Here is a 26,084-nt window from a genome sequence, read left to right as displayed (position 1 = left end):
ACAGGGAACTTTTCGCTTATTTTTTAAACACTGTAATAAATTACGTCGTTTCCCATTAGACTAAAGTTATAAGTTATTAATACATAAGCAAAAAATCAAAAAGCCTCAAAATTTGAGGCTTTTTCTAAGTGCAAATTACTTACCTGTGAACCGTGAGTAATCTGAGCTAACTTAGGTTCTGGCTAGCCTAAGTAAACCCGTGCATTTCTAAACATACGCATCCATGGGCTGTCTTCTTGCCACTCATCCGGGTGCCAAGAGTTGGCAACGGTTCTAAACACACGTTCAGGGTGAGGCATCATAATCGTTGCTCGTCCATCTAAAGACGTTAGCCCTGCAATACCCGCAGGCGAACCATTCGGGTTAGCTGGGTATTGCTCGGTTACCTTACCGTAGTTATCCACATATTGTAGGGCAATCGTATTGCTGCTTAGTGCATTTTGTAAGCCTGATGTTTGGGCAAACTCCGCCCGGCCTTCACCATGGGATACCGCAATTGGCATTTTTGAGCCTTGCATGCCGTTAAAGAAAACGGACGGCGAGTCTTTGACTTCAAGCATGGCCACACGCGCTTCAAAGCGCTCTGATTTATTGGTCACAAAGTGCGGCCAATGTTCCGTCCCAGGAATAAGTGATTTCAAGTTGGACAACATTTGGCAGCCATTACACACACCTAACGTAAACGTTTCATTGCGCTGGAAAAACGCAGAGAACTCATCCCGGGCCATAGCATTAAACAAAATAGACTTGGCCCAACCTTCACCAGCACCCAATACATCTCCGTACGAGAAGCCACCACAGGCAACCAAGCCTTGAAACTGAGTAAGCGATACCCGTCCTGACAAAATATCACTCATGTGCACATCGACGGATGTAAAACCGGCACGGTCAAATGCAGCAGCCATTTCAACATGGGAGTTCACGCCCTGCTCACGCAGTATCGCCATTTTGGGTGTAATTCCCTTGGCGATATAAGGTGCAGCAACGTCTTCATTCAAATCAAAACTAAGAGATGCGTGCAAGCCTGGGTTGTTTACATCATTTTTAGTCGCAAGCTCTTGCTCTGCGCACACAGGATTATCGCGTAAGCTCTGCATATGATGCGTTGTTTGCGCCCACGCATTACGATAAACACGGCGGCTATTTTGCAGCACTGGGCTGCCATCACGGAAAAAGGTAATATTATCGTCTGCCGATAAACTGCCAATCACATGACTCATCTCTGTTAAGCCATTTTTAGCTAACACCGCTTCAATTTGGTTTAATTTATCCGCGTCAAACTGGATCACCGCGCCTAACTCTTCGTTAAATAATGCACTGGCATTATCCCCAACAAGACGATCAAGATTTACATTAAGGCCGGTGTTACCTGCGAATGCCATTTCGACGAGTGTCGTAAATAATCCACCGTCAGAGCGGTCATGGTACGCATATAACGCTTTATCATGTACTAATTGCTGAATAGCTAAGAAAAACCCTTTGAGTATTTCGGGTGAATCTACATCAGGAGTCTGGTCACCAAGCCTCTGGTAAACCTGAGCTAAACACGAGGCACCCATACGATTTTTACCCGCACCTAGGTCAATTAACATTAACTGAGTGTTACCTTCACGGCTTAATTCAGGAGTAAGGGTTTTACGTACGTCTTGCACTGCGCCAAATGCGGTGATAACCAACGACATAGGTGATGTGACAGCCTTATCGCCTTGCTCGTCTTGCCATTGGGTTTTCATCGACATTGAGTCCTTGCCTACCGGAATGGTCAAACCTAACGCTGGGCATAGCTCCTCACCCACGGCTTTAACTGCTTCATACAAACCAGCATCTTCGCCAGGATGTCCAGCAGCAGCCATCCAATTAGCTGAAAGCTTAATACGTTTTAAATCGCCAATATCTGCAGCGGCAATATTGGTTAACGCTTCACCTACAGCCAAGCGCGCAGATGCGGCAAAGTTCAATAAGGCTGCGGGCGTGCGCTCACCTAATGACATGGCTTCGCCCTGATACGAATCAAAGGCAGCAGCAGTGACCGCCACATCAGCCACAGGTATCTGCCATGGGCCAACCATTTGGTCGCGATTGACCAACCCAGTTACAGAGCGATCGCCTATGGTAATCAAGAAGGTTTTTTCGGCCACTGCAGGTAAGTGCAATAAGCGCGTCGCAGCCTCCTCTAAATTAATCTGACTCAAGTCAAACGCACGACCAGTGAGACGTTTAGACTGCACATCGCGATGCATCTTTGGCGCTTTACCTAGTAATACATCAAGCGGCATATCGATGGGTTTATTGTTGAAATGACTATCATCTAAGGTCAGGTGACGCGCTTCGGTTGCTTCGCCCACAACGGCAAAAGGTGCACGCTCACGGGCACAAATATCAGCAAATATGGCCAAATTTTCAGGCGCAACTGACATCACGTAACGCTCTTGCGATTCATTACACCAGACTTCTAGAGGGGTCATACCTGGTTCGTCGTTCGGCACATTACGCAGCGAGAAATTGGCTCCACGGCCACCGTCATTGACCAGTTCAGGAAACGCATTAGACAAGCCACCCGCGCCCACATCGTGAATAAATTGAATAGGGTTGTTATCACCCAACTGCCAACACTTATCAATCACTTCTTGACAGCGACGCTCCATTTCTGGATTACCACGTTGCACTGATGCAAAATCAAGATCTTCATTTGACTCACCTGAGGCCATAGATGAAGCCGCACCACCACCTAAGCCAATATTCATTGCTGGGCCGCCAAGAGCGATGAGTTTAGCGCCTACCGTGATTTCACCTTTTTGGGTATGCTGTTTACGAATGTTACCTAGTCCACCAGCCAACATAATAGGCTTGTGGTAGCCGCGCACTTCAACACCGTTAAAGCTGGTTACTTGCTGCTCATAAGTACGGAAGTAACCTAATATATTGGGCCGACCAAATTCATTATTAAATGCGGCACCACCCAATGGGCCATCTAGCATAATATCGAACGCGGTAACAATACGTTCAGGCTTGCCATAATCGTTTTCCCAAGGTTGCTCGAATCCTGGGATACGTAAATTTGAAACAGAGAAACCGACCAAGCCAGCTTTAGGTTTTGAGCCACGCCCCGTCGCCCCTTCATCACGAATTTCACCACCGGAGCCAGTTGCTGCACCACTAAATGGCGCAATCGCGGTTGGGTGATTATGGGTTTCGACTTTCATCAAAATATCAATATCTTCATGATGGTAGCGGTATTGGTTGCTATCCGCCTGGGGGAAAAATCGTCCTGCAAAACTGCCTTCCATTACGGCAGCATTGTCTGAATATGCGGAATGCACATAGTCAGGACATTTTTCATAAGTATTTTTAATCATTTTAAACAACGACTTAGGCTGAACTTGCCCATCAATTGTCCAATCTGCGTTGAATATTTTGTGGCGACAATGCTCTGAATTCGCTTGCGCGAACATGTACAGTTCAACATCATTGGGGTTACGCCCCAGTGTATTGAAACTATCGACCAAATAATCGACCTCGTCCTCAGCAAGTGCCAAGCCTAAACGTACATTTGCGCTGACTAATTCTTCTCTGCCTCCACCTAAAATATCAATCGACGTATGTGGCTTAGGTGACTCATGTCTAAATAATACGCTCGCATCTTGTAAGTCCGTGACAACACTTTGTGTCATGCGATCATGTAGCACATTTTTCAGCTGAGAAAGCTGACTATCATTCAAGGTATCTGCGTCAACGTAAAACGCACAACCACGCTCTAAGCGTTGCACGTTTTTCAGCCCACAGTTATGCGCAATATCGGTAGCTTTTGACGACCAAGGCGAAATGGTGCCCCCACGCGGGATAACCAATAACAACATGCCTTTGTGCTGCTGCTCTTCAATTTTAGGCCCGTAGGTCAGTAACTTATCCAACACCTGTTGGTCATTTTCACTTAACTGTGCACTCACTTGAGCAAAATGCACGAATTCAGCAAATAATGAATGAACCGGTAGGTTAAGAGACGCAATAGATTGCATGAGTTTTTTAGTACGAAATTCAGAAAGGGCTGGGGCGCCGCGAAGGACAAGCATAAAGGTAATCACCAAGTTGCAGGGCTCACCCACTTTCGTGGTAGCAAACCGATTTTCGGGAAATTTTTAAGCGCAGGATTATATACTGATTTTGGCACGATTGATAAGCACTTAACCGCTTCTTTAGGACTTTTATTAAATGATAAATATCTGGATGAATTCATCACTTTTGGTCACAATATCCGGCTTATCGTTTTTTAAGGGGTTGGGTATTTCATTTCGTTATTATTTTCTGTTCATTGTGTCATTGTTTCTCAGTGCTTGTAGTGAGCCAGAAAAGCAAGATAGTCTGCAACGTGTTCTCGATACAGGCGTCCTGCGCGTGGGGACCATTTATGGGCTTACGACCTATTATAACGGTCCCAATGGCCCTGAAGGATTCGAATATGAACTTGCAGCTGGCTTTGCTGATTATTTAGGCGTAAAGCTAGAAATTTTCCCCTACTACACAGTCAACGAGCTTTTCCCCCAGCTAGATAACGCCCATTTAGATATCATAGCGGCTGGTATTAACGTCAGTCCTGAGCGCTACGCGCAATTTCGTTTTGGCCCTGCATATCAAAACGTCAGCCAAAAATTGGTTTTTAAACAAGGGGATGTGAGGCCAAGAGAGCTATCTGATCTTACAGGTGAATTTATGGTCGTCGCTGGCAGTGGCCACAGTGAAACCTTACGTAATTTTCAAGCACAAAACCCAACATTAAGCTGGCAAGAAACCAACGACAAAGACTCCGAAGAGCTACTTGAAGCGGTACTGGCCGATGAGTTGGATTACACAGTCGTTGACTCAAATATATTAGCCTTAATGCGCCGTCGTTATCCCGAATTAAGCATTGGATTCTCGTTGAGTCAATCTCAAGGTATAGCCTGGGCCACCAGCAAAAAGAGCGATGATGCTTTGCGTGCTGCGCTTATCGAATATTTTGGTGAAATCCATGAAAACGGTACGCTAGCTGCGCTTGAAGATAAACATTTTGGTCACGTACGCCAATTTAATTATGTTGATACCCGAGACTTCATCCGCTCAGCATCCAGTAAATTGACACCCTATCTCAGCTTGTTTGAACGTTATGCGAATGATCTCGACTGGCGTTTACTGGCCGCACTCAGTTACCAAGAAAGCCATTGGGATCCCAAAGCTAAATCGGTTACCGGTGTACGTGGTTTAATGATGCTAACGCTAAATACGGCAAAGGATTTAGGTGTAACCTCTCGTCTTGACCCTGAGCAAAGTATTCGCGGAGGTTCAGAATATTTATCCTCATTACTAACCCGTATTCCAGATCGCATACCATCACCAGACAGATTATGGTTTGCATTGGCTGCATACAATATAGGTTTAGGTCATTTAGAAGATGCACGAGTGTTAACTGAACGCCAAGGCGGTAATCCAGATATGTGGGTTGATGTAAAAAAACGTCTACCGCAATTGCGCCAAAAAAGGTATTACAAGACCACTCGCTACGGATATGCTAGAGGCAACGAAGCGGTTATATATGTAGATAATATTCGGCGCTACTACGACACCTTGGTCTGGTTAAATGAGCAACAACCTGATTTGTTGCCTGTTGAACAAACACCAGAGGTTGACCTTCAGAATGAGCCTGAGATAACAAATGAAGCAGACGTTAACAACCCAGCGTCCGCGCCAGAGAGTATGGGTAACGCAAAAACAATAAAAAATAGGAAGCAGGTGTCGCCCCCACCTATTATTTCTGACCTGTCGTTTGAAGCGGAACTTGAGGCCATTGACGAAGAAACGCCAAACGTCAAAATTAAACCTGAAACCGAACGAGAATCTAATGACGACACTATCGGCGAATCAACTGAGCCGTCTTCAGAAACCGAAGCGCTTGAGCCAGAATCCAGTCCCTAGGTGAAAAACACATCGACTTGCAATATGCCTTTTTCAAAGTAAACAATATTTTACATTTTTATTGCTAGTGTTATTTCCTTGTCATTTTTCATTCATATCAAACTGGTAGATTATGTTTAGGGGAACATAAGTTCACCTAATGTGGTCTACATTGGCGCTAAAATACAGAAGCATTAGCGTGGCTAATGCAATATCTAGCCAATTGGAACACCACTCAACGAACATGATAAAGAATGAAAAGAAGGATATAACATGAAGAAAAGAGCCACCATTAACAACCGCCCTCGCGTATGTAACACCAGTCGCCGTCGACAATTACTTAAACGCGTGCATAGCAAAGTGGTCAATCGTCGTCAGCAGTTTCAAATGACTGAGCTAGCCGACGAATGGGCTTCGGTCAGTTAAGTTTCTTTCCGTTTACTGACTTTTATTTGCGCTCTGCGTTGGCGAAAAAAAGCAGAAATAGTTTCACCACATTCTTCCCCCAGTACACCACCAGATACGGCGACCTGATGATTTAAGCGAGTGTCCCTGAGCACATCCATAATGCTGCCTGCGGCACCCGTTTTGGCATCAAAAGCACCAAACACCAACCGCTGAATACGGCTATGCACCAACAAACCTGCGCACATAGTGCATGGCTCCAACGTCACGTAGAGCGTGGTATTTATTAAACGATAGTTTTGAATTGTAGCGCCCGCCTGACGGATAGCTTGCATTTCGGCATGCGCTGACGGGTCGTTAAGCATGATGGATTGATTCCAGCCTTCTCCTACGATTTCCTGGTCTTTGACAAGCACAGCGCCCACGGGAATTTCGCCAGCATCGGCGGCTTTGCTCGCCAAGCTAAGGGCATGACGCATCCATAGTTGATCTTGTTGTAAACTCATCTTACTCTTTAGTTAGCTTATAAACGGGTGACGGAGTTGGTGAAATTCATTAATTAATTCGTCAAATTAACCAATTAAGCTTAACCTAACATAGCGTTAAATTAATTAACTATTTGATTAAAAAGGTTTTTTAATTTTGGTCAGCGAATTGCTTAACACTATACAAATATGGACACTATTTTAACACATCGATTTGAGGAATAGACACATGAACATCACTGCCGTCGCTATCGTTGCCATCATCTGTTGGGCTATTGTTGAACTAACTAATGGCACAAAAACCAAGAAAAAAAATAAAGCTGCTGAGCAACAGGATGTACAACTCGCACAACAAATCGCTGATCTAAAAGAGCGTATTGAAACCTTAGAGAAAATTGTCACCGATGAAAAATACGATTTGCATCGACAGTTTGATGATCTTAAAAAAAATAAAGTCGCTTAGTATATGCGTTAAGACATTAAAAAAGGGCGCAATCGCCCTTTTTTAATGTCTGATAAGTTTTATGAAAAGCACTCCGAAAAAAGCACCATGTTCGTTCAATTCAAGAAATCAGTCTAACTCAAAAATTCATCATCATTTGATCGTGATAGGAACGGCATACATAGACAATACTTTGTGTTTTATCTCCAGCGGCTCATCACATAAACGCGAAGTTAAATGCGCTTTGGCTTCGTCTATTTTTTGTTGGGGAAATAAGTCATCTTTTGCGTTTTCATTCCCTTCCAACATTTGAACCGCGGCGTCCGCACTAGGAAAACGGCGATAATTTTGCTTAATCTGCATATCTATTTGCTCGGCAACCCCTTTAGCGTTCTCAAATTCACTGTTTAGTAACTGCCCAAAAGAGACATGTACATTCCCCTTATAGCCAACGATACCATCGACTATGCTGCGAATGTCTTCACTATCTTGTTTGTCATAGCTGCCTTCGACCTCTGTGGTATGTAACTCTTTTGCCTTACTCAAATCACAAGGGTCAAATTCATAAGAAATAGATACGGGTACGATACGCAAACTAGCAATGTACTCACTTAATGGTTGTTCTTTAGGTTTGTTTAAACTGAGCATAGAAATAATAGCCGGGTTGGTTGCATCCACACCATCTTTTGCCCTGCCTTCCCTCTGCGCAATCCAGATATGTTGGTTATCGTTTTTTAACGTATGAAAGATATATTCACTTAGCAGTTTTGCATCAGCCAATTTTTCCCGTCTGTCTTTGGCACTACGGTGCACAATAAAACACTTATTAAGTCTAATCAGATCAGCAACCCACTCTTCTTTTAGTAGATTGTCACCAACAGCAATACGTACCGTGTCTTGTCCATTTAGGTGTAATGACCAATTAACAAAACCAGGATCAAGAGCAATGTCTCTGTGATTACTAATGAATATACACGGCTGGCTTAGGTCCAGTTCATCAAGCCCAGACACACTAAAGCTATCTGTTGTTTGCTCAATCATGCGCTGCATATAGGGTTCAACTAACACTTGAAAATCCCGCAAGTTCTTTATACGGTTGCGCCGTCTGGTTAAATACAGTCGGGTTACAGCACGTAACAGCGGATAACAAAAACGCGGCCAGGTAGAGAAACGAAAGGCGACTAAGCTGTCCATCAGTTGACGATTTTGAATGAGTCGACCTAACACCTGTGGTAGATCGCAATCGTTAAATGGACGAATCGAGTCAAACTTTGCATTCATGAAGAGAAACTACTCACAAAAGATGAAGGGCACGCATTTTGCCTGTGAACAGGTCAATCAGCAAACCTAATTTTGTTATAAATATCAGCTCTAAAGCTGCTCGCAACCATTATACAGACCACACATCAGGCCTGTAGTTCTCGGCAAATTATTTCTACCTCACCGTTGTCAGCAGCAATGTAGGTTGAATCTCCCGTAATGGTAAATGACATATCTGAAGTTCTTGACACTAACTTTGCCAACGCTTGCATATCTGCCCATGAAAACTGAAAAACCTGCACCGGTAAATTAGCAAAACCAGCTTGGCTTTGCCTCCACCATGTGTCTGACTTGCTGTTGAAACTATAGACTCTGGTACTTTTAGCCATACGACTGGCCTTTTTGATTCTATCTTGTGCCGGCTCACCCACATCAATCCATAAATGTAGCTGGTCATCTAGGCCACGCAACCAAATATCTGGCTCTTCAACTGAGCTAAGTCCCTTGGTAAAACTTAATAATTCATCGGCGTTTAAGCAATACGCTAACACACGCGCCATCATTCGCTCTAACGTCTCAGAAGGGTGTTGGGCAACCGTTAGGTTCAACGCACTGTAATAATCACGGTTAAGATCGGATAAAGAAATTTTGAATTTGTAAATAGTCGGCTTAATCGCCATAAATATTCTCAAGGTAAAAGACAAAGATCGGATAAAAAAGGCCAGTAAATACTGGCCTTAATAAAATAGCGTTATGCGTTATTCCCACTCTATCGTCGCGGGTGGCTTACCTGAAATATCGTAAACCACGCGGGAAATACCATCGATTTCATTAATAATGCGGTTGGAGACTTTGCCTAGGAAGTCATAGGGTAAGTGTGCCCAGTGCGCGGTCATAAAGTCGATTGTTTCAACGGCTCGTAATGATACAACCCAATCGTATTTACGCGCATCGCCCATCACGCCTACCGATTTAACGGGCAAGAATACCGTAAATGCTTGGCTGACTTTGTTGTACAAATCGTGGCTGTGCAGCTCTTCGATAAAGATCGCATCTGCCCGGCGCAGTAGATCACAATATTCTTTTTTAACTTCACCTAACACACGTACACCTAAGCCCGGCCCTGGGAAAGGATGGCGGTATAGCATGTCGTACGGCAAGCCTAACTCAAGTCCAATCTTACGCACTTCGTCTTTAAACAACTCTCGAAGTGGTTCAACTAAGCCCATCAACATATCTGCGGGTAAGCCACCCACATTGTGATGAGATTTAATGACATGCGCTTTACCTGTTGCTGAGCCCGCAGATTCAATGACATCAGGGTAAATCGTTCCTTGAGCCAACCATTTTGCATTTTTAAGTTTCTTTGATTCTTCATCAAAGACTTCAACAAACACGCGGCCAATGATTTTACGTTTGGCTTCGGGTTCATCCGTCCCTGCCAGAGCCGCCAAAAAGCGCTCTTCGGCTTCGATTTTGATAATGTTTAGCCCAAAGTGGTCGCCAAACATATCCATCACTTGCCGGCCTTCGTTCAAACGCAGTAAGCCGTTATCAACAAATACACACGTTAGCTGTTTGCCGATCGCACGATGCAACAGCATGGCTACCACGGAGGAATCTACCCCGCCAGACAAGCCTAAAATAACTTCATCGTCGCCGATTTGTTTTTTCATACGGGCGATAGCGTCTTCGATGATAGCGCCGGGGGTCCACAATTTTTCACATTTACAAATGTCGAGCACAAAATGTGACAACATGCGGTGCCCTTGGCGAGTATGGGTCACTTCGGGGTGGAACTGAACACCATAAAATTGCTTTTCAGGATGTACAATTGCGGCAAATGGACAGCTATCGGTTTTCGCCGCTGTAATGAAGCCTTCAGGCACAGCAGCCACTTTATCGCCATGGCTCATCCAAACATCTAACAAGGCATTCCCATTGGGGCTAACATGGTCTTCAATGTTGTCTAACAACGCCATCTTTTCGACAACTTCTACCTGAGCATAACCAAATTCTCGCATGTCCGAACCCAATACCGCACCGCCCAGCTGCTCAGCCATAGTTTGCATACCATAACAAATGCCAAATACGGGCACCCCGGCATCAAATACGTATTGCGGCGCGCGAGGAGAGTCTTTTGCGTGAACAGATTCAGGACCACCTGATAAAATAATGCCATTAGGATTAAATTCACGAATCTGCGCTTCGGTAACATCCCATGCCCATAACTCACAATAGACTCCTATCTCACGCACCCGTCGTGCAATAAGTTGAGTATATTGAGAGCCGAAATCGAGGATTAGTATGCGTTGTTCATGAATATTTGTTGTCATCTTGGTACTCGTGTTAAAAGCGCAATGGCGATAAAAAAAGGCTGGTTAATAACCAGCCCAATAGTCGATATGGATAATTATCCTAAGCGGTAGTTTGGCGCTTCTTTAGTAATACTCACGTCGTGTACATGAGATTCACCCATGCCGGCTGCCGTCACTTTAACGAACATTGCTTTAGTGCGCAGATCGTCAATGGTAGCCGAGCCAGTCAAGCCCATTGCTGAGCGTAATCCGCCCATTTGTTGATGAATAATGGTAGAAATAGGTCCTTTATATGCCACGCGACCCTCAATGCCTTCAGGTACCAATTTTTCAGCACTGTTACTGTCCTGGAAATAACGGTCAGAGGAACCATTATTTTGATCCATCGCGCCCAGTGAACCCATACCGCGATAAGATTTATAATAACGGCCTTGGTATAACTCAACTTCACCAGGTGCTTCTTCAGTACCCGCTAACATGCTGCCGACCATAACGGAGCTGGCGCCAGCAGCGATAGCTTTCGCAATATCACCAGAAAAACGAATACCGCCATCAGCGATAACCGGTACACCTGTACCTTCTAATGCTTCAACAGCATCAGATACCGCAGTAATTTGCGGCACACCGCAACCTGTTACGATACGCGTGGTACAAATAGAGCCTGGGCCGATACCGACTTTGACCGCATCAACGCCTGCATCAGCGAGGGCTTTTGCGCCATCGCCTGTAGCGACGTTACCAGCAATTAACTGAACATCGGGATAATCAGCGCGTACTTTTTTCACTCTGTCGATAACGCCTTGCGAGTGACCGTGGGACGTATCAATCAATAGAACGTCCACGCCCGCTTCAATCAGTAATTTTATACGCTCATCAGTTCCAGCACCAACGCTTACCGCTGCGCCAACGCGCAGACGGCCTAGCTCGTCTTTACAGGCGTTGGGTTTACTTTCCGCTTTTTGAAAATCTTTAACTGTGATCAAACCGGTTAGCCTGAACGCATCATTAACCACCAGAATTTTTTCAATGCGATGTTCATGCATCAGTTCTAACACTTGATCTGAATGCGCACCGGCTTTGACAGTAACCAAATCATCTTTACGTGTCATCACGGACGAAATCGGCTGATCAAGGCGATTTTCAAATCGTAAGTCGCGGCCAGTCACAATACCCACTAACGCATTGTCTTTATCCACAACCGGGAAGCCAGAAAAGCCATGATGCTTGCTCAAGGCGTTAATTTCGCCAATGGTCGCATGAGGTGAAACCGTAACTGGGTCTGACACCACACCACTTTCGTATTTTTTCACCATACGAACATGGTCAGCTTGTACTTCTGCTGGCATATTTTTATGAATAAAGCCGATACCACCTTCTTGCGCCAACGCAATAGCGAGACGTGCTTCAGATACAGTATCCATAGCAGCAGAAATAAGGGGAATATTGAGGGTAACACCGCGAGTTAATCTGGTATTCAGATTAGCGGTATGGGGGAGAACGGTTGAGTGCCCGGGCACTAACAACACATCATCAAACGTAAGAGCTTCTTTAGCGATCCGTAACATGCAACAACACCTGTTAAATGGGTTTTTATTGCGGCGCAATTGTAGACGCTTTACCTTATCAGGTAAACTCCATTCCTATTATTTATTTAAGATTTTGTGCTTTATGTTTAATGCATCACCTGCAAACCGAAATATTTTCACCGTTAGCAAACTTAATCACTTGGCGCGTTCGATTCTGGAATCAGAAATTGGTCAAGTGTGGCTCAGCGCTGAAATCTCAAATTTCATCGCTGCCAGCTCCGGACATTGGTATTTCACCCTCAAGGATAATCGCGCACAAATTAAAAGTGCCATGTTCAAAGGCGCCAACCGCAAAGTCAACATACGTCCCAAAGAAGGGGACAAAGTCTTAGTGCGAGCCAATTTGAGTATTTATGAACCCAGAGGCGACTACCAACTTGTCGTGGAGCATCTAGAACCTGAGGGTGAAGGTCAACTTAAACGTCAATTTGAAGAACTCAAACGTACATTGTCCGCGCAAGGCTTATTCGCAAACGAGAACAAACAAGCGTTGCCGCTAAATATTGCTCGTATTGGCGTCATCACATCAGCTACAGGTGCAGCGCTGCACGATATACTCACCGTATTGAAGCGGCGTAATCCATCGGTTGAAGTGGTTATTTATCCTACCCAAGTACAGGGTATCAGTGCCAGTCAACAGATATGCCGCGCCATTGAAATCGCTAATCAGCGTCGCGAGGTTGATGTCTTAATAGTTGGACGTGGAGGCGGCTCATTAGAAGATCTGTGGTGTTTTAATGAAGAGAACGTCGCTTGGGCTATTCATTACAGCGTACTCCCTATCGTTAGTGCTGTTGGACACGAAGTGGACATTACCATAGCAGACTTTGTTGCTGATTTGCGCGCCCCTACTCCATCGGCTGCGGCCGAATTGGTGAGTCAGTCACAAATAGAGATGCTCAGCACATTAACGGCCAAGCGCGATAGGTTATTTAAAAGCACAAAAACACGTATCAAAGAATTTCAATACCAACAGCTGTCTCTCACGCAAGAACTTAATGGCTACCACCCTCGTAATCAATTACGCCAATACATGCAACGAGTAGACAACCAGCTCACTGCCATATCCCATAACATTACGACACGGCTCATGTGGGCCAAGCAGGCCAATGAGACCCGTGTCGCGAAGCTACAGCAATTCTCCCCTCGTAAGTTATTGACTGAGCAACAGCGTCATCACAGTTTGTTGTCCCAACGCTTAGAAAAAGCATGGCTAAGTGCTTTTGAGCAACGCCAACAACAGCTAGCAAATAGCAGTCATTTGCTCGATACCGTCAGTCCTTTGGCGACACTAGCCCGAGGTTACAGCATTACATTTAAAGACAAAGATGTAGTCAAAAGTCGTGTGGAGTTAGCGAAAGGCGATGTAATCACCACTCGTTTTGAGGACGGTGAGGCTAAAAGCACGGTTATTTAACCGGTTAAATACCTGGGTGCGTAACGCTAACTATACAAAAGCCCTTTAATCACAAAAAATGATTAAAGGGCTTTTTCTTAAAGGCAATACATACCTTACATGGCAAATTCGCTAACTATTTATTGTTTTTGTGCATTCGCATTAACAATTTACGTTTACGCCGTTGAGAGTCGTTCATAACATTTTTATCGCTCTCATAAGGGTTTGCCCCTTCACGGAATTCTACTTTTATCGGCGTACCCATCACTTTGAGTGACTTGCGGAAGTAATTCATCATGTAGCGCTTATAAGAATCAGGTAAATCTTTAACCTGATTACCATGGATAACAATGATCGGAGGATTATAACCACCGGCATGAGCGTATTTCATTTTCACCCGACGACCGCGCACAACAGGCGGCTGATGATCTGCTTGTGCCATATCCATGATACGCGTTAGCATTGAGGTATTAATTCGTTTAGTCGCACTATTGTATGCTTCTTGCACCGACTCAAACAAATGCCCCACATTTGTGCCATGCAAAGCGGATATAAAATGCAAACGGGCAAAATCAATAAAACCTAAACGTCTGTCCAATTCGCGCTTAATCTCTTCTTTGACGTCCTTGGCTAAACCATCCCATTTATTCACAGCCACCACGAGTGATCTGCCGGAATTTAGCACAAAGCCCAATAAACTTAAGTCTTGATCTGTCACGCCTTCTTGGGCGTCAATAATGAGCAGTACCACGTTGGCTTCTTCAATTGCTTGCAACGTTTTTACGATAGAAAACTTCTCTACTGCTTCGGAAATGTTACGACGTCGGCGAACACCTGCGGTGTCAATCAGTACATATTCTCGCCCGTCACGTTCCATGGGAATAAATACACTATCTCGTGTGGTGCCAGGTTGGTCGTACACCACTACCCGCTCTTCACCGAGGATACGGTTGGTCAGTGTTGACTTACCTACGTTCGGCTTGCCAACGATTGCTAGCTTGATGGGTGACGCAAGTAATTTTTCTAGTTGCTTTTCAGCGTCCAGCTCTTGGTCAACCCCTTCGTCTTCAGGAACCTGCATATCAGGGAACTGTTCAGATAGTGGCATTAAGGTATGTGTCAGTAATTGTGTTACGCCTCGACCATGGGCCGCTGCAATTTGGCTAACATCCCCTAACCCTAACGCAAAGAAATCCGCACTTTCGCTATCACCATCAATACCGTCGACTTTATTCGCCACAACGTAAACTGACTTATTTTGCTTACGTAGATGCTCGGCAATGCCTTGATCTGCAGCGGTCAGCCCAGCCCGGGCGTCGACTAAAAATAACACCACATCCGCTTCATCAATCGCCATTAGCGATTGTTGAGCCATTGCTACATCGATGCCTTTTTCGTCACCACTGATGCCGCCAGTATCGACCACAATGAACTGTAGTCCTTCGTAATTAGCCTGACCGTATTTACGGTCCCGGGTTAATCCAGGGAAATCAGCGACCAACGCATCTCGAGTACGCGTTAGGCGATTAAACAACGTGGATTTACCCACATTAGGGCGGCCAACTAGGGCAACAACGGGTAACATATTTCACAATCCTTAAAACGCAAACGGCTCAGGAAACACCTGAGCCGATAAAATTATTATAGTGGCACACGCCAACTAAAGGGTAACTAAGGGACCTGAATCGCCACTAACTTACCATCGCGAGTCTGAGTATACAGCATCTTGCCATCAACCACTGGTGCGCTATAAATACTCTCATCTTCGTCATCTCCACCCACATCAAGTCGCGCTACAATCTTACCGTCAGCTTGGTTGAAAAAATGTAAAAACCCCCATTTATCGCCCGCTACCAAGTAATCACCGACAGGCTCAGCGGCCGTCAATAAGCGCTGCTTTAACGCACCTTGGCTCCACATTTCAATGCCATTTCGCGCGTCAAGTGCGTAAACATTGCTGTTAGCGTCGACGACAAACAAGGTATTTCCCGCTTGAGTTAAACGGCGATATGATTTGTATTCACGCTTCCAGATAACACGTCCACTTCGCAGTTCAACCGACGCAAGACTGCCGTCGAATGAAATGACGTAAATCACGCCACCTGCCACCAAAGGCTTACTATCAATATCAACAATACGATCAAGCTCAGTTGCGCCAGTTGCAGAGCCGATAGGTTGCTCCCACGCCGTTTGGCCTGTCGCTAAAATATTCACTGCCAACTTACCAGAAGCTGTACCAACGATAGCGCCACCATTTGCCGCAACAGGTGCGGCGATGCCGCGCAATGACAGAGGCGGTACATCAGACTCATAAGACCAAACTTGCTCGCCTGTTTCTGCATTTAACCCGAACATTAAACCTGAGCCGGTATTAATCACGACAACACCTTCGTCAATCGCAGGCGAAGCAAGTACTTCGCCTTTAACTTTTACTGACCACTTTTGCTCACCAGTGTGTACATCAAGTGCCGTTACATCACCATTTTCGGTACCAAAGAATAGCGTTTCATAGGCTACGGCTAAACCACCTGCAATTTTAGCAGACGCGCCACTTGCCCATAAGTTAGTAATACTGGAAGTGAAGCCTTCGTTGTTGAAAACAGCGTAATTTTTATGCCAAATTTCTTTGCCATTATCTTGGTTGTAAGCAGCTACTTTTCCCTGGCGATTAGCCGCGAATACCATGTCATAGGCAACCGCTGGTTTTAAGCGAGAAAAGTAATGATCAATGCCATCGCCTAACTCGGTATCCCATAACGTGGTTGGCGTAAATTCAGAGTCAATTGGTTTGAGAACACGAATTTCTAATTCTTCATCATCAGTAAACCAACCTGAAATAGTGCTACATGCTGATAAACCAAAGGTGCTGATAAGTAGCAATGGCAGTAATGCTTTCTTCACGTTTCGATCCTTACCCATTGGCTGCAAGTGCTAAATTGTCGAGTTTCATTTTCACTATATTGTTTGCGCCATTAGCGGCTAGAGCCGCGCTGTATGCGCTGCGTGCTTTATCAAACATTTTCTGGTTAACGTAAATATCGCCTTTGATTTCTTGTTGCTGGGCACTAAACGCTGTGGCAGTCACTTTATCTATGCTGGTTAGGGCCTTATCAGGTTGCTCTAACGCTAGCTGCACGCGAGCCAAGCGTAAATTAGCAAGGGCTTTTACCGCCTCGCTGTCGCTATTTTGTGCGGCAAAAGAAAGTTGTTTTTCCGCTTCAGTTAAATCTTTACGGTCAATCGCTTGTTGTGCAAGTTGAAAGGCCATTAAGAGGGCATAACCACTATCACTATTCTCATCAATGTACTGCTTGGCCTGACCGAAGCTTGCATCTTGTGCTTGCAGCGATGCAGTTTGTGTTTCAAACGCAACGGACGCTTGTTCTTTGGAGGCAATTTGTTCATCGTTATAATAACGCCATCCCCACAAGCCTCCTAAACCGAGCACAGCACCAACAATAACCGCGGTGCCGTTCTCTTTCCAAAATCGCTTTATCGCTTCAACTTGTTGTTCTTCTGTTTCGTAATGTTCCATCGCAACTTCCTCTGACTGCAGCACTGCCTCAAAATCAAGCAGTGACTATTTATCTGTTCAAACACATATTAAAGTGAAAATAGCTCAGCTAATGTAGATACCAGCGCAGAGCGAGCAATCTGAATTTGCGGTTTATCTTCACGTAAAAATTTAATACTTACCAGTTCATCGTTTTTTTCAGTCTCGCCTAATACCAAGGCAACACGAGCAACACTTTTATCCGCACGCTTCATCTGCTTCTTAAAGTTGCCGCCACCAAAATGGGTTTGTACTCTAAGGGTTGGCATGGCGTCACGCAAACTTTCTGCAATGTTAAGTGCGTAAAGCTCAACGTCGTCTCCCATAGCAGTGATATACACATCAACAGGTGCAGCAACGAATTCCTCTGCACCACAAGCTTGAAGCATTAATACCAAGCGTTCCATACCAATAGCAAAACCAACGCCTTGGGTCGCTTTACCACCCAATTGTTCGACCAGACCGTCATATCGACCGCCAGCACACACAGTACCTTGGGCGCCTAAACTATCGGTTACCCATTCAAATACTGTACGGTTGTAATAGTCTAATCCTCGTACCAATCTCGGATTAACTCGGTATTGGATACCTAAGGCGTCTAAACGTTCACACAAAGCGTCAAAATGTTCTTTAGATTCAGCATCTAAGTAATCTAATAAACTAGGCGCATCGGTTATAGCGGCTTGCACTTGAGGATTCTTACTATCCAACACACGCAGAGGATTGCTTTCAAGACGGCGTAAACTGTCTTCATCTAAATGTTCTTTTCTGGCCAACAAATACTCGACCAATGCTTGGCGATAAGTTTCTCGCGCTTGGTTAGACCCTAATGAATTGAGTTCCAGTGTGACCTGTTCTGCAATGCCAAACTTCTTCCATAAACGCGCACTAAGGGCGATCACTTCAGCATCAATATCTGGGCCAGCTAACCCGAACACTTCGACACCGAACTGATGGAATTGACGATACCGTCCTTTCTGCGGACGTTCGTAGCGAAACATCGGTCCCAAGTACCATAGACGCTGTTGCTGATTATAAAGTAAACCATGTTCATTACCCGCTCGCACGACACTTGCTGTACCTTCGGGGCGCAACGTTAAACTATCGTCGTTACGATCGGCAAACGTGTACATTTCTTTTTCAACAATATCGGTCACTTCACCAATAGATCGTTTAAAGAGATCAGTACTTTCAACGATTGGCGTGCGGATCTCTTGATAACCATAACTGGCAACAACTTGACGGATCGCATTTTCAGCCCATTGCCATAAGCCTGACTGTTCAGGAAGGCAATCATTCATGCCTCGTATTGCCTGTATTTGTTTAGACACTAAAGAAATTCTCTTTGACTAGATACGATTTAAAAGCCCCGTATTATAGGGGCGTTGACGGTAAACGTAAAACGAAGACACCGCTTAATTGTGCTTTTTTGCTCAGGTTAACCCTTAACCTAGCTGTTTTACGTCAATTTTTTTACTGCTATCAAGCAATGCAGCTTTAGCACGTATGCGTTTTTCAAGCTGGTCGACTAAATCGTCATTGGATAAACGCTCTTTTTGGCGTTTACCATCAACATAATAACCACTCATATTACGCGCACCGGTTAAGCCTAAATCTGAGACTTCGGCTTCCCCTGGCCCATTCACCACGCAGCCAATGATAGAGACATCCATCGGGGTTAATAGATCTTCTAAGCGGCTTTCCAGTGCATTGACTGTACTAATGACATCAAACTCTTGCCGAGAACAGCTAGGACAAGCGATAAAATTGATGCCCCTAGAACGAATACGCAGTGATTTCAAAATGTCGAAACCGACTTTGATTTCCTCAACAGGATCTGCGGCGAGTGAAATACGAATGGTGTCGCCAATGCCTTCAGCTAACAACATTCCTAGACCCACGGCACTTTTTACCGCACCAGCACGAAAGCCACCGGCTTCGGTAATACCTAAATGCAGCGGCTGGTCAATTTTTTTAGCAAGCGCCCGGTAAGCCCCCACGGCCAAAAACACATCGGAGGCTTTAACACTGACTTTGAATTGGTCAAAATTTAATTTATCCAAAATGTCTACGTGACGCATCGCCGACTCGACCAGAGCTTCCGGTGTTGGCTCACCGTATTTTTCCTGAATATCTTTCTCTAATGAGCCACCATTCACACCGATACGAATTGGGATGCCGTAATCACGAGCACAATCAACCACAGAACGCACACGGTCCATGCTACCAATATTTCCCGGATTAATACGCAAGCAGTCAACACCGTACTCCGCTACTTTTAAGGCAATGCGATAATCGAAATGGATGTCAGCAATTAAGGGGACATCAACTTGCTGTTTGATTAGTTTAAACGCTTCGGCAGCGTCCATAGTGGGTACGGATACACGGACAATTTCACCGCCAACTGCGACAATACGTTTAATTTGCGCAACGGTCGCATCCACATCTGTAGTGGGGGTATTGGTCATAGACTGCACCGCTATCGGTGCTCCGCCGCCAATAGGAACCTTACCCACATTAATTCTGGTTGATACTCTGCGCTTGATGGGTGATTCTGCAAACATGCTCTTTCCTAACTCAATTGATAACGTGTTTTTCCGGCGGGAATCGAAACGTTTACCGCCAATTATTTCAGCGAATTATAACGATAAAGGTAAGGTAAATTTAGCTGTGCTGTTCGGCTGTAGGAACGACATATCGACGTCTTCATCAGCATATCGAATAGTGACCACACTCGGTGCGCCTAAGATGACTTCGAACGGTGGCATACCTGAAACCGCCATAACGCGGCCCGAGACTTTAACGCCCACGGCAATTGTTTCACCGCTTGCATCCACCACACTGACCCAGCAATCATCCGCAAATTTAAAAACCAATTCAACTTGGTTTACTGATTCGTCGCTCTGTGCGCTCGTTGTGGTTTGACTCGGCTCGGCCTGAGGCGAAGTAGCCTGTTCAGGTGTGTTATTTTGCGGGTTTAAAGCCGCGCTATCTTCCGTTAGTTCATCATGACCATCTTGCTCACGACTATCACTTGATGGCACTAACGCCTCGCTAACTGGCGTATAAATGGAATCATCTTCGGTACTTTGGGCTATGTCGTTTGTCACCATTGCTGGGTTGGGCACTTCCCTATTCGCTAAGGTCTCAACTTCAAGAGGTTGTGTTTGTGCAACGGGTGCTTCAAGTGCATCGACTTTATCGTTATCACTTTGTTGAAACCACCACACGACCACCAAAGCCACCACTACGGCTAATATAAAGTAGGTGACCAACATGAGTTTGTCATCGTTAGCTTGATGCGCAACACGGCGAGAGAAGCTCTGTAATTTAGCGGGCTCTTTCTTGTGCATATTCAAATTATCGAGCCCATCAAGTACCTTAGCTTCAGACACATCAACCTGACGTGCATATAACTTGAGATAACCTTTTATAAAGGTCATAGAGATAGTTGGATCGTACTTATCTTCTTCTAAAGCTAGGATCAAACTAGCCTTCAAATGGATTTGACTGGCAATATGCTCGACCGTTAAGCCTTTTTCTAAGCGCGCAGCTTTTAATACTGGGCCTGGACCATAAATCTGAGATTCTTCTACCTGTTGTACTTCTTCACTCATTTAACTAACGCTACTCTTCATTTACTATGGGATGGTTATTTGGGCTCAACAACAATTAATTTTTGCCCTATGTATATCGACGCCGGATCAGAAATATTATTCCACGTCATAAGCTCGCTCATCTTAACGTTATATTGCAACGAAAGGCGATAAAGATTCTCTTTCGCTGTGACAACATGATACTGACTAGCGGGTAACTTATCTTGCACCGGAGCAACTTTGGGTTGTGCCACTGGCGGAGTTATATTTGGTTGAGATGTGTTTATCACACCAAGCCCATTAATATAATCCCGTGCGGGCGCAAAATCAGGATATAAACTGAGCAGCATGTTGGCATAATCATTTGCCCGCTTAGGTGCGCCAGCGCCCTGCTCTATTTGTACCGCCAACCATAAGCTGTCAGCGGATACCGAAGCAACTTTTTCGTAGCGTCGCAGACTGTCGCGCGCAGGAGCAAACCTATGTGCCTGTAGCTGTAACTGTGCCAACAAAAATAAGCTTTTTGCTCGGCCAGGTTGATGATTTAGCGCGTCCTGCAAAAAACCGATTGCCTCATCTAACGCATTTTGACTTTGACTACACAATGCCAAATTCTCATACGTTTCAGCTGACGAGTTGTACACGTCACTGTTTAATGCTTTAAAAAAGTAGACTTTAGCCTGCTGGTAGTTTCCTCTCTCGCACAAGAACGCTCCGTAACTGTTAGCAATATCAGCATTCTTAGGGGCAAGGGATAGCGCCTTTTGGTAGGCTTGCGACGCGGCATCAAAATCTTCTACATTCTGATAATAATAAGCCATACCGTAGTGAGCGTCTGCGAGCTGAGGTGCAAATACTAACGCTTTATCAAGATTAAACTTAGCCTGGCTAAAGTTGCCATTTTTTAAATAGGTTAATCCCAGAGATAATCGGGTTTTAGCCGCACGTTGCTTATCAAAGTCTTCACCGTTTGAGTGATTATTTTGGCTAACACAAGCACTCACGCCAAGTACCAGAAGTAAGCTCAGTAAGCGGATAAATTTCATGAAGATCAAGCCGTTAATACTCAATGCTCCATTTTTACCGAAATCTCTTCACCCTTCATCTGTTTTTTCAGCAAACGTTTTGTTCTATCCACCACATCGCCCACTAATTGGCCACATGCGGCATCAATGTCATCACCACGGGTCTTACGTACCACGACCATCAGGCCGTAACTCGACAAAACTTTGGCAAAACGATCAATACGTGAATTGCTAGAACGCGTATAAGGCGATCCAGGGTAAGGATTGAATGGAATAAGGTTAAGTTTACACGGTGTGTCCGCAAGCACTTTTGCTAAGGCATGTGCTTGATCCGTACTGTCATTCACGCCATTTAGCATCACATATTCTACGGTAACCTTACCTTGATTCGCATGAGATTTAGCTAAATAACGACGCACACCGGCAAGAAACTCTTGAATAGGATACTTTTTGTTAACCGGTACAAGTTCGTCACGTAACTTATCATCCGGAGCATGCAACGAAATAGCCAGCGCCACATCAATTTTGTCGCCTAATATATCAAGTGCAGGCACAACGCCGGAGGTACTCAAAGTCACCCGGCGTTTTGATAAACCAAATGCGAGATCATCCAACATCAATTCCATGGCAGGTACTACATTTTTGAGGTTCAACAATGGTTCACCCATCCCCATCATGACGACGTTGGTGATGGGGCGCTTAGAGCTATCGTTAGATAGACCAATGGTTGTAGCAACTCGCCACACCTGACCGATGATTTCAGATACGCTAAGGTTGCGGTTGAATCCCTGTTGCGCGGTAGAACAGAACGTACACTCTAAAGCACAACCGACTTGAGAGGACACACACAAAGTGGCACGGTCTGCATCAGGGATCCAAACGGTTTCAACTTCCTGGCCACCTTCTAAACGCAACACAAACTTAATTGTGCCATCAGATGCAGCTTGTTGGTAGGCAATCTCAGGGGCCTTAATTTCACATTGTGCATTCAGTTTTTCACGTAATATTTTGTTCAAATTAGTCATTTGATCAAAATCAGATATCCCTTGTTGATAAATCCATTTCATCATTTGGTCAGCACGAAATGGCTTTTCGCCAATCGAACTAAAATACTCCCTTAAACCTGCACGGTTGAAATTGAGTAAATTGATTTTAGTCGGTTTTGCTGACTTCACTTCTGACATGGAACTGGGTACCTCAAATAAAAGAAACTAGTGTACATTTTTTACGCTAAAACTGCCATTTTGTTGGCATATCAATAGCATTTAGATCGCAAAAGGGAGCCTAAGCTCCCTTAAATACAGACGCTAAAAATATTAACGTGTGCGTGGGCAAATTTCTTCATCTGAAAAGAAATAAGCAATTTCGCGAGCCGCTGATTCTGGTGCATCTGAACCGTGACATGCATTTTCATCAATGGATGCAGCATAATCTGCACGTAACGTACCCGCTAGTGCATCGGCAGGGTTCGTTGCGCCCATGATTTCACGATTTTTAAGAACAGCGTTTTCGCCTTCTAAAACCTGAACCATTACAGGACCAGAGGTCATGAATTCGACCAAAGCGCCGAAGAAAGGACGCTCGCTGTGCTCAGCATAGAAACCTTCTGCTTGTTCTTTGCTAAGGTGAAGCATTTTAGAAGCAACAAGGCGTAGACCTGCGCTTTCGAAACGGTTGTAGATAGCGCCGATTACATTTTTAGCAACTGCGTCTGGTTTGATAATAGAAAAAGTACGTTCTAAGGCCATGATTGGTCTCCGATGACAAAATAAACAAAAGGGGGGGTGATTAAAAATTCGCGCGGATTATATGCGTTTCCTTGGCAAAAGCCCAACAAATAGCAAAATTAATCTGGGGCTGCGGGGAAATGAAGGTATACATAGTTAACAACCAGATTAGATTGACGTTTATTCACTGACGCAAACTGTTTATGATGCTTGAATCAGAAAAACAAATGTTAAGGAGCAACCGTGTTACGTCTACTTTTTTTACTACCGTTAGTATTGAGTCTACTGTGGTTCGTTTATCTGAGATTACGCGGGTTTTCAATTCGTCAGGGAAAACAAGGGTTTATTTATATTTTGGCGTTTTCCGCCATTATTGCCGCGTTTTATACAATAATGCTGTGGTTAACAGGTACATAACACCTAATAAAAAAGGAGCCTAAGCTCCTTTTTTATTTCTAGCGTAAATTAGTAAACTTCAATGTCAGCGTCTTCACGCAGGGCATTGATAAATTCACCATAGGTAAACTGAGCACGCATAGTCGACAGTCTGTTTTGCAATGCCGCAGCGTCGGTACTTGGAATATCAGCACCTTCATTGACATTCACTAACTGCACAAGCGCCACGTCACCATTAAACAACGCGACAACTTGCGCGTTAGATTCTTTTTTATCCGTTAATTTAAACAGTGCTTCAACGATAGCTGGGGCAACAGCTGATCCATTTCTAGCGACAGCTTCTTGCTCTTGCCACTCAATGTTTTTAGTTTTCAGCTTTTCATTGATATCATTTTCAGCCTGAACGTCCGCGAGCAAGTCATCAGCCCAAGCTTTAGCTGCTTGCTGTGCTTGTTCTGCTAATAAGATGTCATTGATTTGAGCACTAACTTCGTCCAAAGCTTTAGTGCGCTGAGCTTCATAAGTTGCCACACGTACAAACATAATGTGATTGTCATCTAACTCAATCACATCGCTGTTCACTTGGTCATTAATTAATTCGTCTGAGAATGCCTGAGAAACAACCCCAGGATAGTTAACCGTACTCGGAGCATTGTCTTGGCTGAACATAGCTGTAGTTTGCACGTCAACCTGTGCAATTCCGGCAACTTCATCCAAGGTGTCAGGAGTTTCAAACGCCACTTCAGCCATGCGTTGCTGTTTGGCATAAAACTCTTCTTCCGCTTTTTCGGTTTTAAGTTTAGCAATTACATCATCCTGCACGTCAGCGAAAGGACTGGTTTGCTCAGGTTTGACATCCGTTAATTTGATAATGTGAAAACCAAACTCACTTTTGACCACTTGAGAAACGTCATCCACATTAGCCAAGGCAAACGCGGCTTCTTCAAAAGCGGGGTCCATCATGCCAGCAGTAAACCAGTCGAGATCACCACCGTTTTCAGCACTAAACGTATCGCTCGAATATTCCTTTGCTAACTCAGCGAAATCTCCACCGTCATTCACTTTAAGCAAAATATCTTGTGCTTGTTGTTCAGCTTTTTGCTCGTCATCAGCAAACTCTATGAGGATGTGCGATGCTCTGCGTTGCTCTTGAGTTCTGAAGTCTTGAATATTTTGCTCATAGTATTGCTGCGCTTCGTCAACAGAAACTTGAATACTAGGCAGCAAATCTTCAACTGATAATTCAACAAACGCTAGACTCACTTTTTGCTGTGTGTCGAACTGGGTGATATTGGCTTGATAATAGTTTTCGATTGCATCAGAAGATACGGTAATATCGTCAGCAAAAGGCTGTGCAGCTATCGTTAAGTATCGTGCATCACGGGTTTGTTGTTGCAGCTTGTAAGCTTGGGTTGATTCTGCTGCTAAGGTAAATTCAGAGCCTAAAAGGGCATTTGAAAGTTGACGACGCGTCATATCTACACGCATGTAATCGCGAAAATCATTAGGCTGAAATCCAGCTTGGCGTAAAACAGCGGTATAGCGTTCGTTGTCGAATTTACCGTCAAACTGAAACTCAGGCATAGCAACTATAGCTTGCTTTATCTGGGCATCACTAACACGAAGACCTAAATCAACGGCAGCTTGTTCAAGTAACTTGTCACCAATTAAACGATCTAAAATGCCTTGTCTGAATTGTTGTAAATAAGCACTATCAGCCGTCAGAGCAGCGAAAGCGTCGCCGTACTGTGATTCCATGCGTCCGCGTTCGTTTTGATAAGCACGTTCAAGATCGGCTTGTGAAATGGTGTCGTCGTTGACTTTAGCTGCCGCAGTTTCGGCAGATGAATTTATATAACTGCCTACACCGGCAAACATAAAACTTAAAATCACCAACCCTAGGATTACCATGGCCCATGTTCCTTGGGTTCCCTCTCTGATTCTTTCCAACATGTTCGTTTCTAACTCCA

At 44.6% G+C, this 26,084-nt stretch carries 21 protein-coding genes; 5 read left to right on the top strand and 16 right to left on the bottom strand.

What is annotated here, in order from left to right:
* Positions 1-182: 182 nt before the first annotated feature.
* The gene (gene purL, locus GPLA_RS12895) at positions 183-4,070 is read right to left on the bottom strand and encodes a phosphoribosylformylglycinamidine synthase (RefSeq protein ID WP_007105363.1); all 3,888 of its coding nucleotides are present in this window, start codon (positions 4,068-4,070) and stop codon (positions 183-185) included.
* 154 nt (positions 4,071-4,224) lie between these two features.
* On the opposite strand from purL, the gene mltF reads away from it, so the two are divergent.
* Together mltF and GPLA_RS23725 are read left to right on the top strand one after the other, a co-directional pair.
* The gene (gene mltF / locus GPLA_RS12890; RefSeq protein WP_226993107.1) at positions 4,225-5,946 is read left to right on the top strand and encodes a membrane-bound lytic murein transglycosylase MltF; all 1,722 of its coding nucleotides are present in this window, start codon (positions 4,225-4,227) and stop codon (positions 5,944-5,946) included.
* Positions 5,947-6,198: 252 nt separating this feature from the next.
* A complete protein-coding gene (locus GPLA_RS23725; protein WP_007105361.1) occupies positions 6,199-6,351 on the top strand; it encodes a hypothetical protein in 153 nt (50 codons plus the stop codon).
* Here GPLA_RS23725 and tadA read toward each other — a convergent pair.
* Positions 6,348-6,836 carry a tRNA adenosine(34) deaminase TadA gene (gene tadA, locus GPLA_RS12885; RefSeq protein ID WP_007105360.1) on the bottom strand — a complete coding sequence of 163 codons (489 nt, stop codon included), beginning with the start codon at positions 6,834-6,836 and terminating at the stop codon, positions 6,348-6,350. The two genes, GPLA_RS23725 and tadA, sit on opposite strands and share 4 nt — an antisense overlap.
* Positions 6,837-7,044: 208 nt before the next feature.
* Between tadA and GPLA_RS12880 the strand changes: the two genes are divergently transcribed.
* Positions 7,045-7,278: a hypothetical protein gene (locus tag GPLA_RS12880; RefSeq protein ID WP_007105359.1), complete on the top strand. Its 234-nt coding sequence runs from the start codon at positions 7,045-7,047 to the stop codon at positions 7,276-7,278.
* 132 nt (positions 7,279-7,410) lie between these two features.
* Here the strand turns inward: GPLA_RS12880 and GPLA_RS12875 are convergent, their stop codons facing one another.
* From GPLA_RS12875 to guaB, 4 genes are all read right to left on the bottom strand, one after another.
* The gene (locus GPLA_RS12875) at positions 7,411-8,538 is read right to left on the bottom strand and encodes a 1-acyl-sn-glycerol-3-phosphate acyltransferase (protein ID WP_007105358.1); all 1,128 of its coding nucleotides are present in this window, start codon (positions 8,536-8,538) and stop codon (positions 7,411-7,413) included.
* Positions 8,539-8,663: 125 nt separating this feature from the next.
* A complete protein-coding gene (locus GPLA_RS12870; protein WP_007105357.1) occupies positions 8,664-9,197 on the bottom strand; it encodes a YaeQ family protein in 534 nt (177 codons plus the stop codon).
* A gap of 78 nt (positions 9,198-9,275) precedes the next feature.
* Entirely contained in the window at positions 9,276-10,853 is a 1,578-nt protein-coding gene (guaA, locus tag GPLA_RS12865; RefSeq protein ID WP_040514688.1) for a glutamine-hydrolyzing GMP synthase, read from the bottom strand.
* Between the two features lie 77 nt (positions 10,854-10,930).
* Complete coding sequence (guaB, locus tag GPLA_RS12860) at positions 10,931-12,400, bottom strand: IMP dehydrogenase (RefSeq protein WP_007105354.1); 1,470 nt, start codon at positions 12,398-12,400, stop codon at positions 10,931-10,933.
* Between the two features lie 103 nt (positions 12,401-12,503).
* Between guaB and xseA the strand changes: the two genes are divergently transcribed.
* Positions 12,504-13,838, top strand: coding sequence for an exodeoxyribonuclease VII large subunit (gene xseA / locus GPLA_RS12855; protein WP_007105353.1), 1,335 nt, complete (start codon positions 12,504-12,506; stop codon positions 13,836-13,838).
* Between the two features lie 115 nt (positions 13,839-13,953).
* Here xseA and der read toward each other — a convergent pair whose 3' ends face one another.
* The 9 genes from der to ndk form a co-directional block, all read right to left on the bottom strand.
* Entirely contained in the window at positions 13,954-15,402 is a 1,449-nt protein-coding gene (gene der, locus GPLA_RS12850) for a ribosome biogenesis GTPase Der (protein ID WP_007105352.1), read from the bottom strand.
* 86 nt (positions 15,403-15,488) lie between these two features.
* The gene (gene bamB / locus GPLA_RS12845; protein ID WP_007105351.1) at positions 15,489-16,718 is read right to left on the bottom strand and encodes an outer membrane protein assembly factor BamB; all 1,230 of its coding nucleotides are present in this window, start codon (positions 16,716-16,718) and stop codon (positions 15,489-15,491) included.
* Positions 16,719-16,728: 10 nt separating this feature from the next.
* Complete coding sequence (locus GPLA_RS12840) at positions 16,729-17,352, bottom strand: YfgM family protein (RefSeq protein WP_007105350.1); 624 nt, start codon at positions 17,350-17,352, stop codon at positions 16,729-16,731.
* A gap of 68 nt (positions 17,353-17,420) precedes the next feature.
* Positions 17,421-18,701 (bottom strand): histidine--tRNA ligase, encoded by a 1,281-nt coding sequence (gene hisS, locus GPLA_RS12835; protein WP_083882057.1) that lies wholly within the window; start codon positions 18,699-18,701, stop codon positions 17,421-17,423.
* A 114-nt stretch (positions 18,702-18,815) separates the two neighbouring features.
* Positions 18,816-19,934, bottom strand: a complete 1,119-nt coding sequence (gene ispG, locus GPLA_RS12830) for a flavodoxin-dependent (E)-4-hydroxy-3-methylbut-2-enyl-diphosphate synthase (RefSeq protein WP_007105348.1) — start codon at positions 19,932-19,934, stop codon at positions 18,816-18,818.
* A gap of 75 nt (positions 19,935-20,009) precedes the next feature.
* The gene (locus tag GPLA_RS12825; RefSeq protein ID WP_007105347.1) at positions 20,010-20,987 is read right to left on the bottom strand and encodes a RodZ domain-containing protein; all 978 of its coding nucleotides are present in this window, start codon (positions 20,985-20,987) and stop codon (positions 20,010-20,012) included.
* A 35-nt stretch (positions 20,988-21,022) separates the two neighbouring features.
* Positions 21,023-22,012 (bottom strand): type IV pilus biogenesis/stability protein PilW, encoded by a 990-nt coding sequence (gene pilW / locus GPLA_RS12820; protein WP_007105346.1) that lies wholly within the window; start codon positions 22,010-22,012, stop codon positions 21,023-21,025.
* A gap of 20 nt (positions 22,013-22,032) precedes the next feature.
* Positions 22,033-23,175, bottom strand: coding sequence for a bifunctional tRNA (adenosine(37)-C2)-methyltransferase TrmG/ribosomal RNA large subunit methyltransferase RlmN (locus GPLA_RS12815; protein ID WP_007105345.1), 1,143 nt, complete (start codon positions 23,173-23,175; stop codon positions 22,033-22,035).
* A gap of 132 nt (positions 23,176-23,307) precedes the next feature.
* The gene (ndk, locus tag GPLA_RS12810; protein ID WP_007105344.1) at positions 23,308-23,739 is read right to left on the bottom strand and encodes a nucleoside-diphosphate kinase; all 432 of its coding nucleotides are present in this window, start codon (positions 23,737-23,739) and stop codon (positions 23,308-23,310) included.
* Positions 23,740-23,961: 222 nt separating this feature from the next.
* On the opposite strand from ndk, the gene GPLA_RS23720 reads away from it, so the two are divergent.
* On the top strand, positions 23,962-24,135 hold the full coding sequence (locus GPLA_RS23720; protein ID WP_007105343.1) for a hypothetical protein: 174 nt from the start codon (positions 23,962-23,964) through the stop codon (positions 24,133-24,135).
* A 48-nt stretch (positions 24,136-24,183) separates the two neighbouring features.
* Here the strand turns inward: GPLA_RS23720 and GPLA_RS12805 are convergent, their stop codons facing one another.
* Positions 24,184-26,067: a SurA N-terminal domain-containing protein gene (locus GPLA_RS12805; protein WP_040514686.1), complete on the bottom strand. Its 1,884-nt coding sequence runs from the start codon at positions 26,065-26,067 to the stop codon at positions 24,184-24,186.
* Between the last annotated feature and the right edge of the window lie 17 nt (positions 26,068-26,084).

Origin of the sequence: Paraglaciecola polaris LMG 21857 (assembly GCF_000315055.1) — a bacterium.
Classification (GTDB): Bacteria; Pseudomonadota; Gammaproteobacteria; order Enterobacterales; family Alteromonadaceae; genus Paraglaciecola; species Paraglaciecola polaris.
This window is presented reverse-complemented; position numbering and strand designations above follow the sequence as displayed.

What these genes read in the sequence shown, in the direction of transcription:
- ndk (WP_007105344.1), bottom strand. Translation starts at nt 23,739, where the DNA reads ATGGCCTTAGAACGTACTTTTTCTATTATCAAACCAGACGCAGTTGCT.
- purL (WP_007105363.1), bottom strand. Translation starts at nt 4,070, where the DNA reads ATGCTTGTCCTTCGCGGCGCCCCAGCCCTTTCTGAATTTCGTACTAAA.
- xseA (WP_007105353.1), top strand. Translation starts at nt 12,504, where the DNA reads ATGTTTAATGCATCACCTGCAAACCGAAATATTTTCACCGTTAGCAAA.
- GPLA_RS12880 (WP_007105359.1), top strand. Translation starts at nt 7,045, where the DNA reads ATGAACATCACTGCCGTCGCTATCGTTGCCATCATCTGTTGGGCTATT.
- pilW (WP_007105346.1), bottom strand. Translation starts at nt 22,012, where the DNA reads ATGAAATTTATCCGCTTACTGAGCTTACTTCTGGTACTTGGCGTGAGT.
- GPLA_RS12870 (WP_007105357.1), bottom strand. Translation starts at nt 9,197, where the DNA reads ATGGCGATTAAGCCGACTATTTACAAATTCAAAATTTCTTTATCCGAT.
- GPLA_RS12840 (WP_007105350.1), bottom strand. Translation starts at nt 17,352, where the DNA reads ATGGAACATTACGAAACAGAAGAACAACAAGTTGAAGCGATAAAGCGA.
- GPLA_RS23725 (WP_007105361.1), top strand. Translation starts at nt 6,199, where the DNA reads ATGAAGAAAAGAGCCACCATTAACAACCGCCCTCGCGTATGTAACACC.
- guaB (WP_007105354.1), bottom strand. Translation starts at nt 12,400, where the DNA reads ATGTTACGGATCGCTAAAGAAGCTCTTACGTTTGATGATGTGTTGTTA.
- GPLA_RS12815 (WP_007105345.1), bottom strand. Translation starts at nt 23,175, where the DNA reads ATGTCAGAAGTGAAGTCAGCAAAACCGACTAAAATCAATTTACTCAAT.
- ispG (WP_007105348.1), bottom strand. Translation starts at nt 19,934, where the DNA reads ATGTTTGCAGAATCACCCATCAAGCGCAGAGTATCAACCAGAATTAAT.
- guaA (WP_040514688.1), bottom strand. Translation starts at nt 10,853, where the DNA reads ATGACAACAAATATTCATGAACAACGCATACTAATCCTCGATTTCGGC.
- GPLA_RS12805 (WP_040514686.1), bottom strand. Translation starts at nt 26,067, where the DNA reads ATGTTGGAAAGAATCAGAGAGGGAACCCAAGGAACATGGGCCATGGTA.
- GPLA_RS12875 (WP_007105358.1), bottom strand. Translation starts at nt 8,538, where the DNA reads ATGAATGCAAAGTTTGACTCGATTCGTCCATTTAACGATTGCGATCTA.
- der (WP_007105352.1), bottom strand. Translation starts at nt 15,402, where the DNA reads ATGTTACCCGTTGTTGCCCTAGTTGGCCGCCCTAATGTGGGTAAATCC.
- tadA (WP_007105360.1), bottom strand. Translation starts at nt 6,836, where the DNA reads ATGAGTTTACAACAAGATCAACTATGGATGCGTCATGCCCTTAGCTTG.
- GPLA_RS12825 (WP_007105347.1), bottom strand. Translation starts at nt 20,987, where the DNA reads ATGAGTGAAGAAGTACAACAGGTAGAAGAATCTCAGATTTATGGTCCA.
- mltF (WP_226993107.1), top strand. Translation starts at nt 4,225, where the DNA reads ATGAATTCATCACTTTTGGTCACAATATCCGGCTTATCGTTTTTTAAG.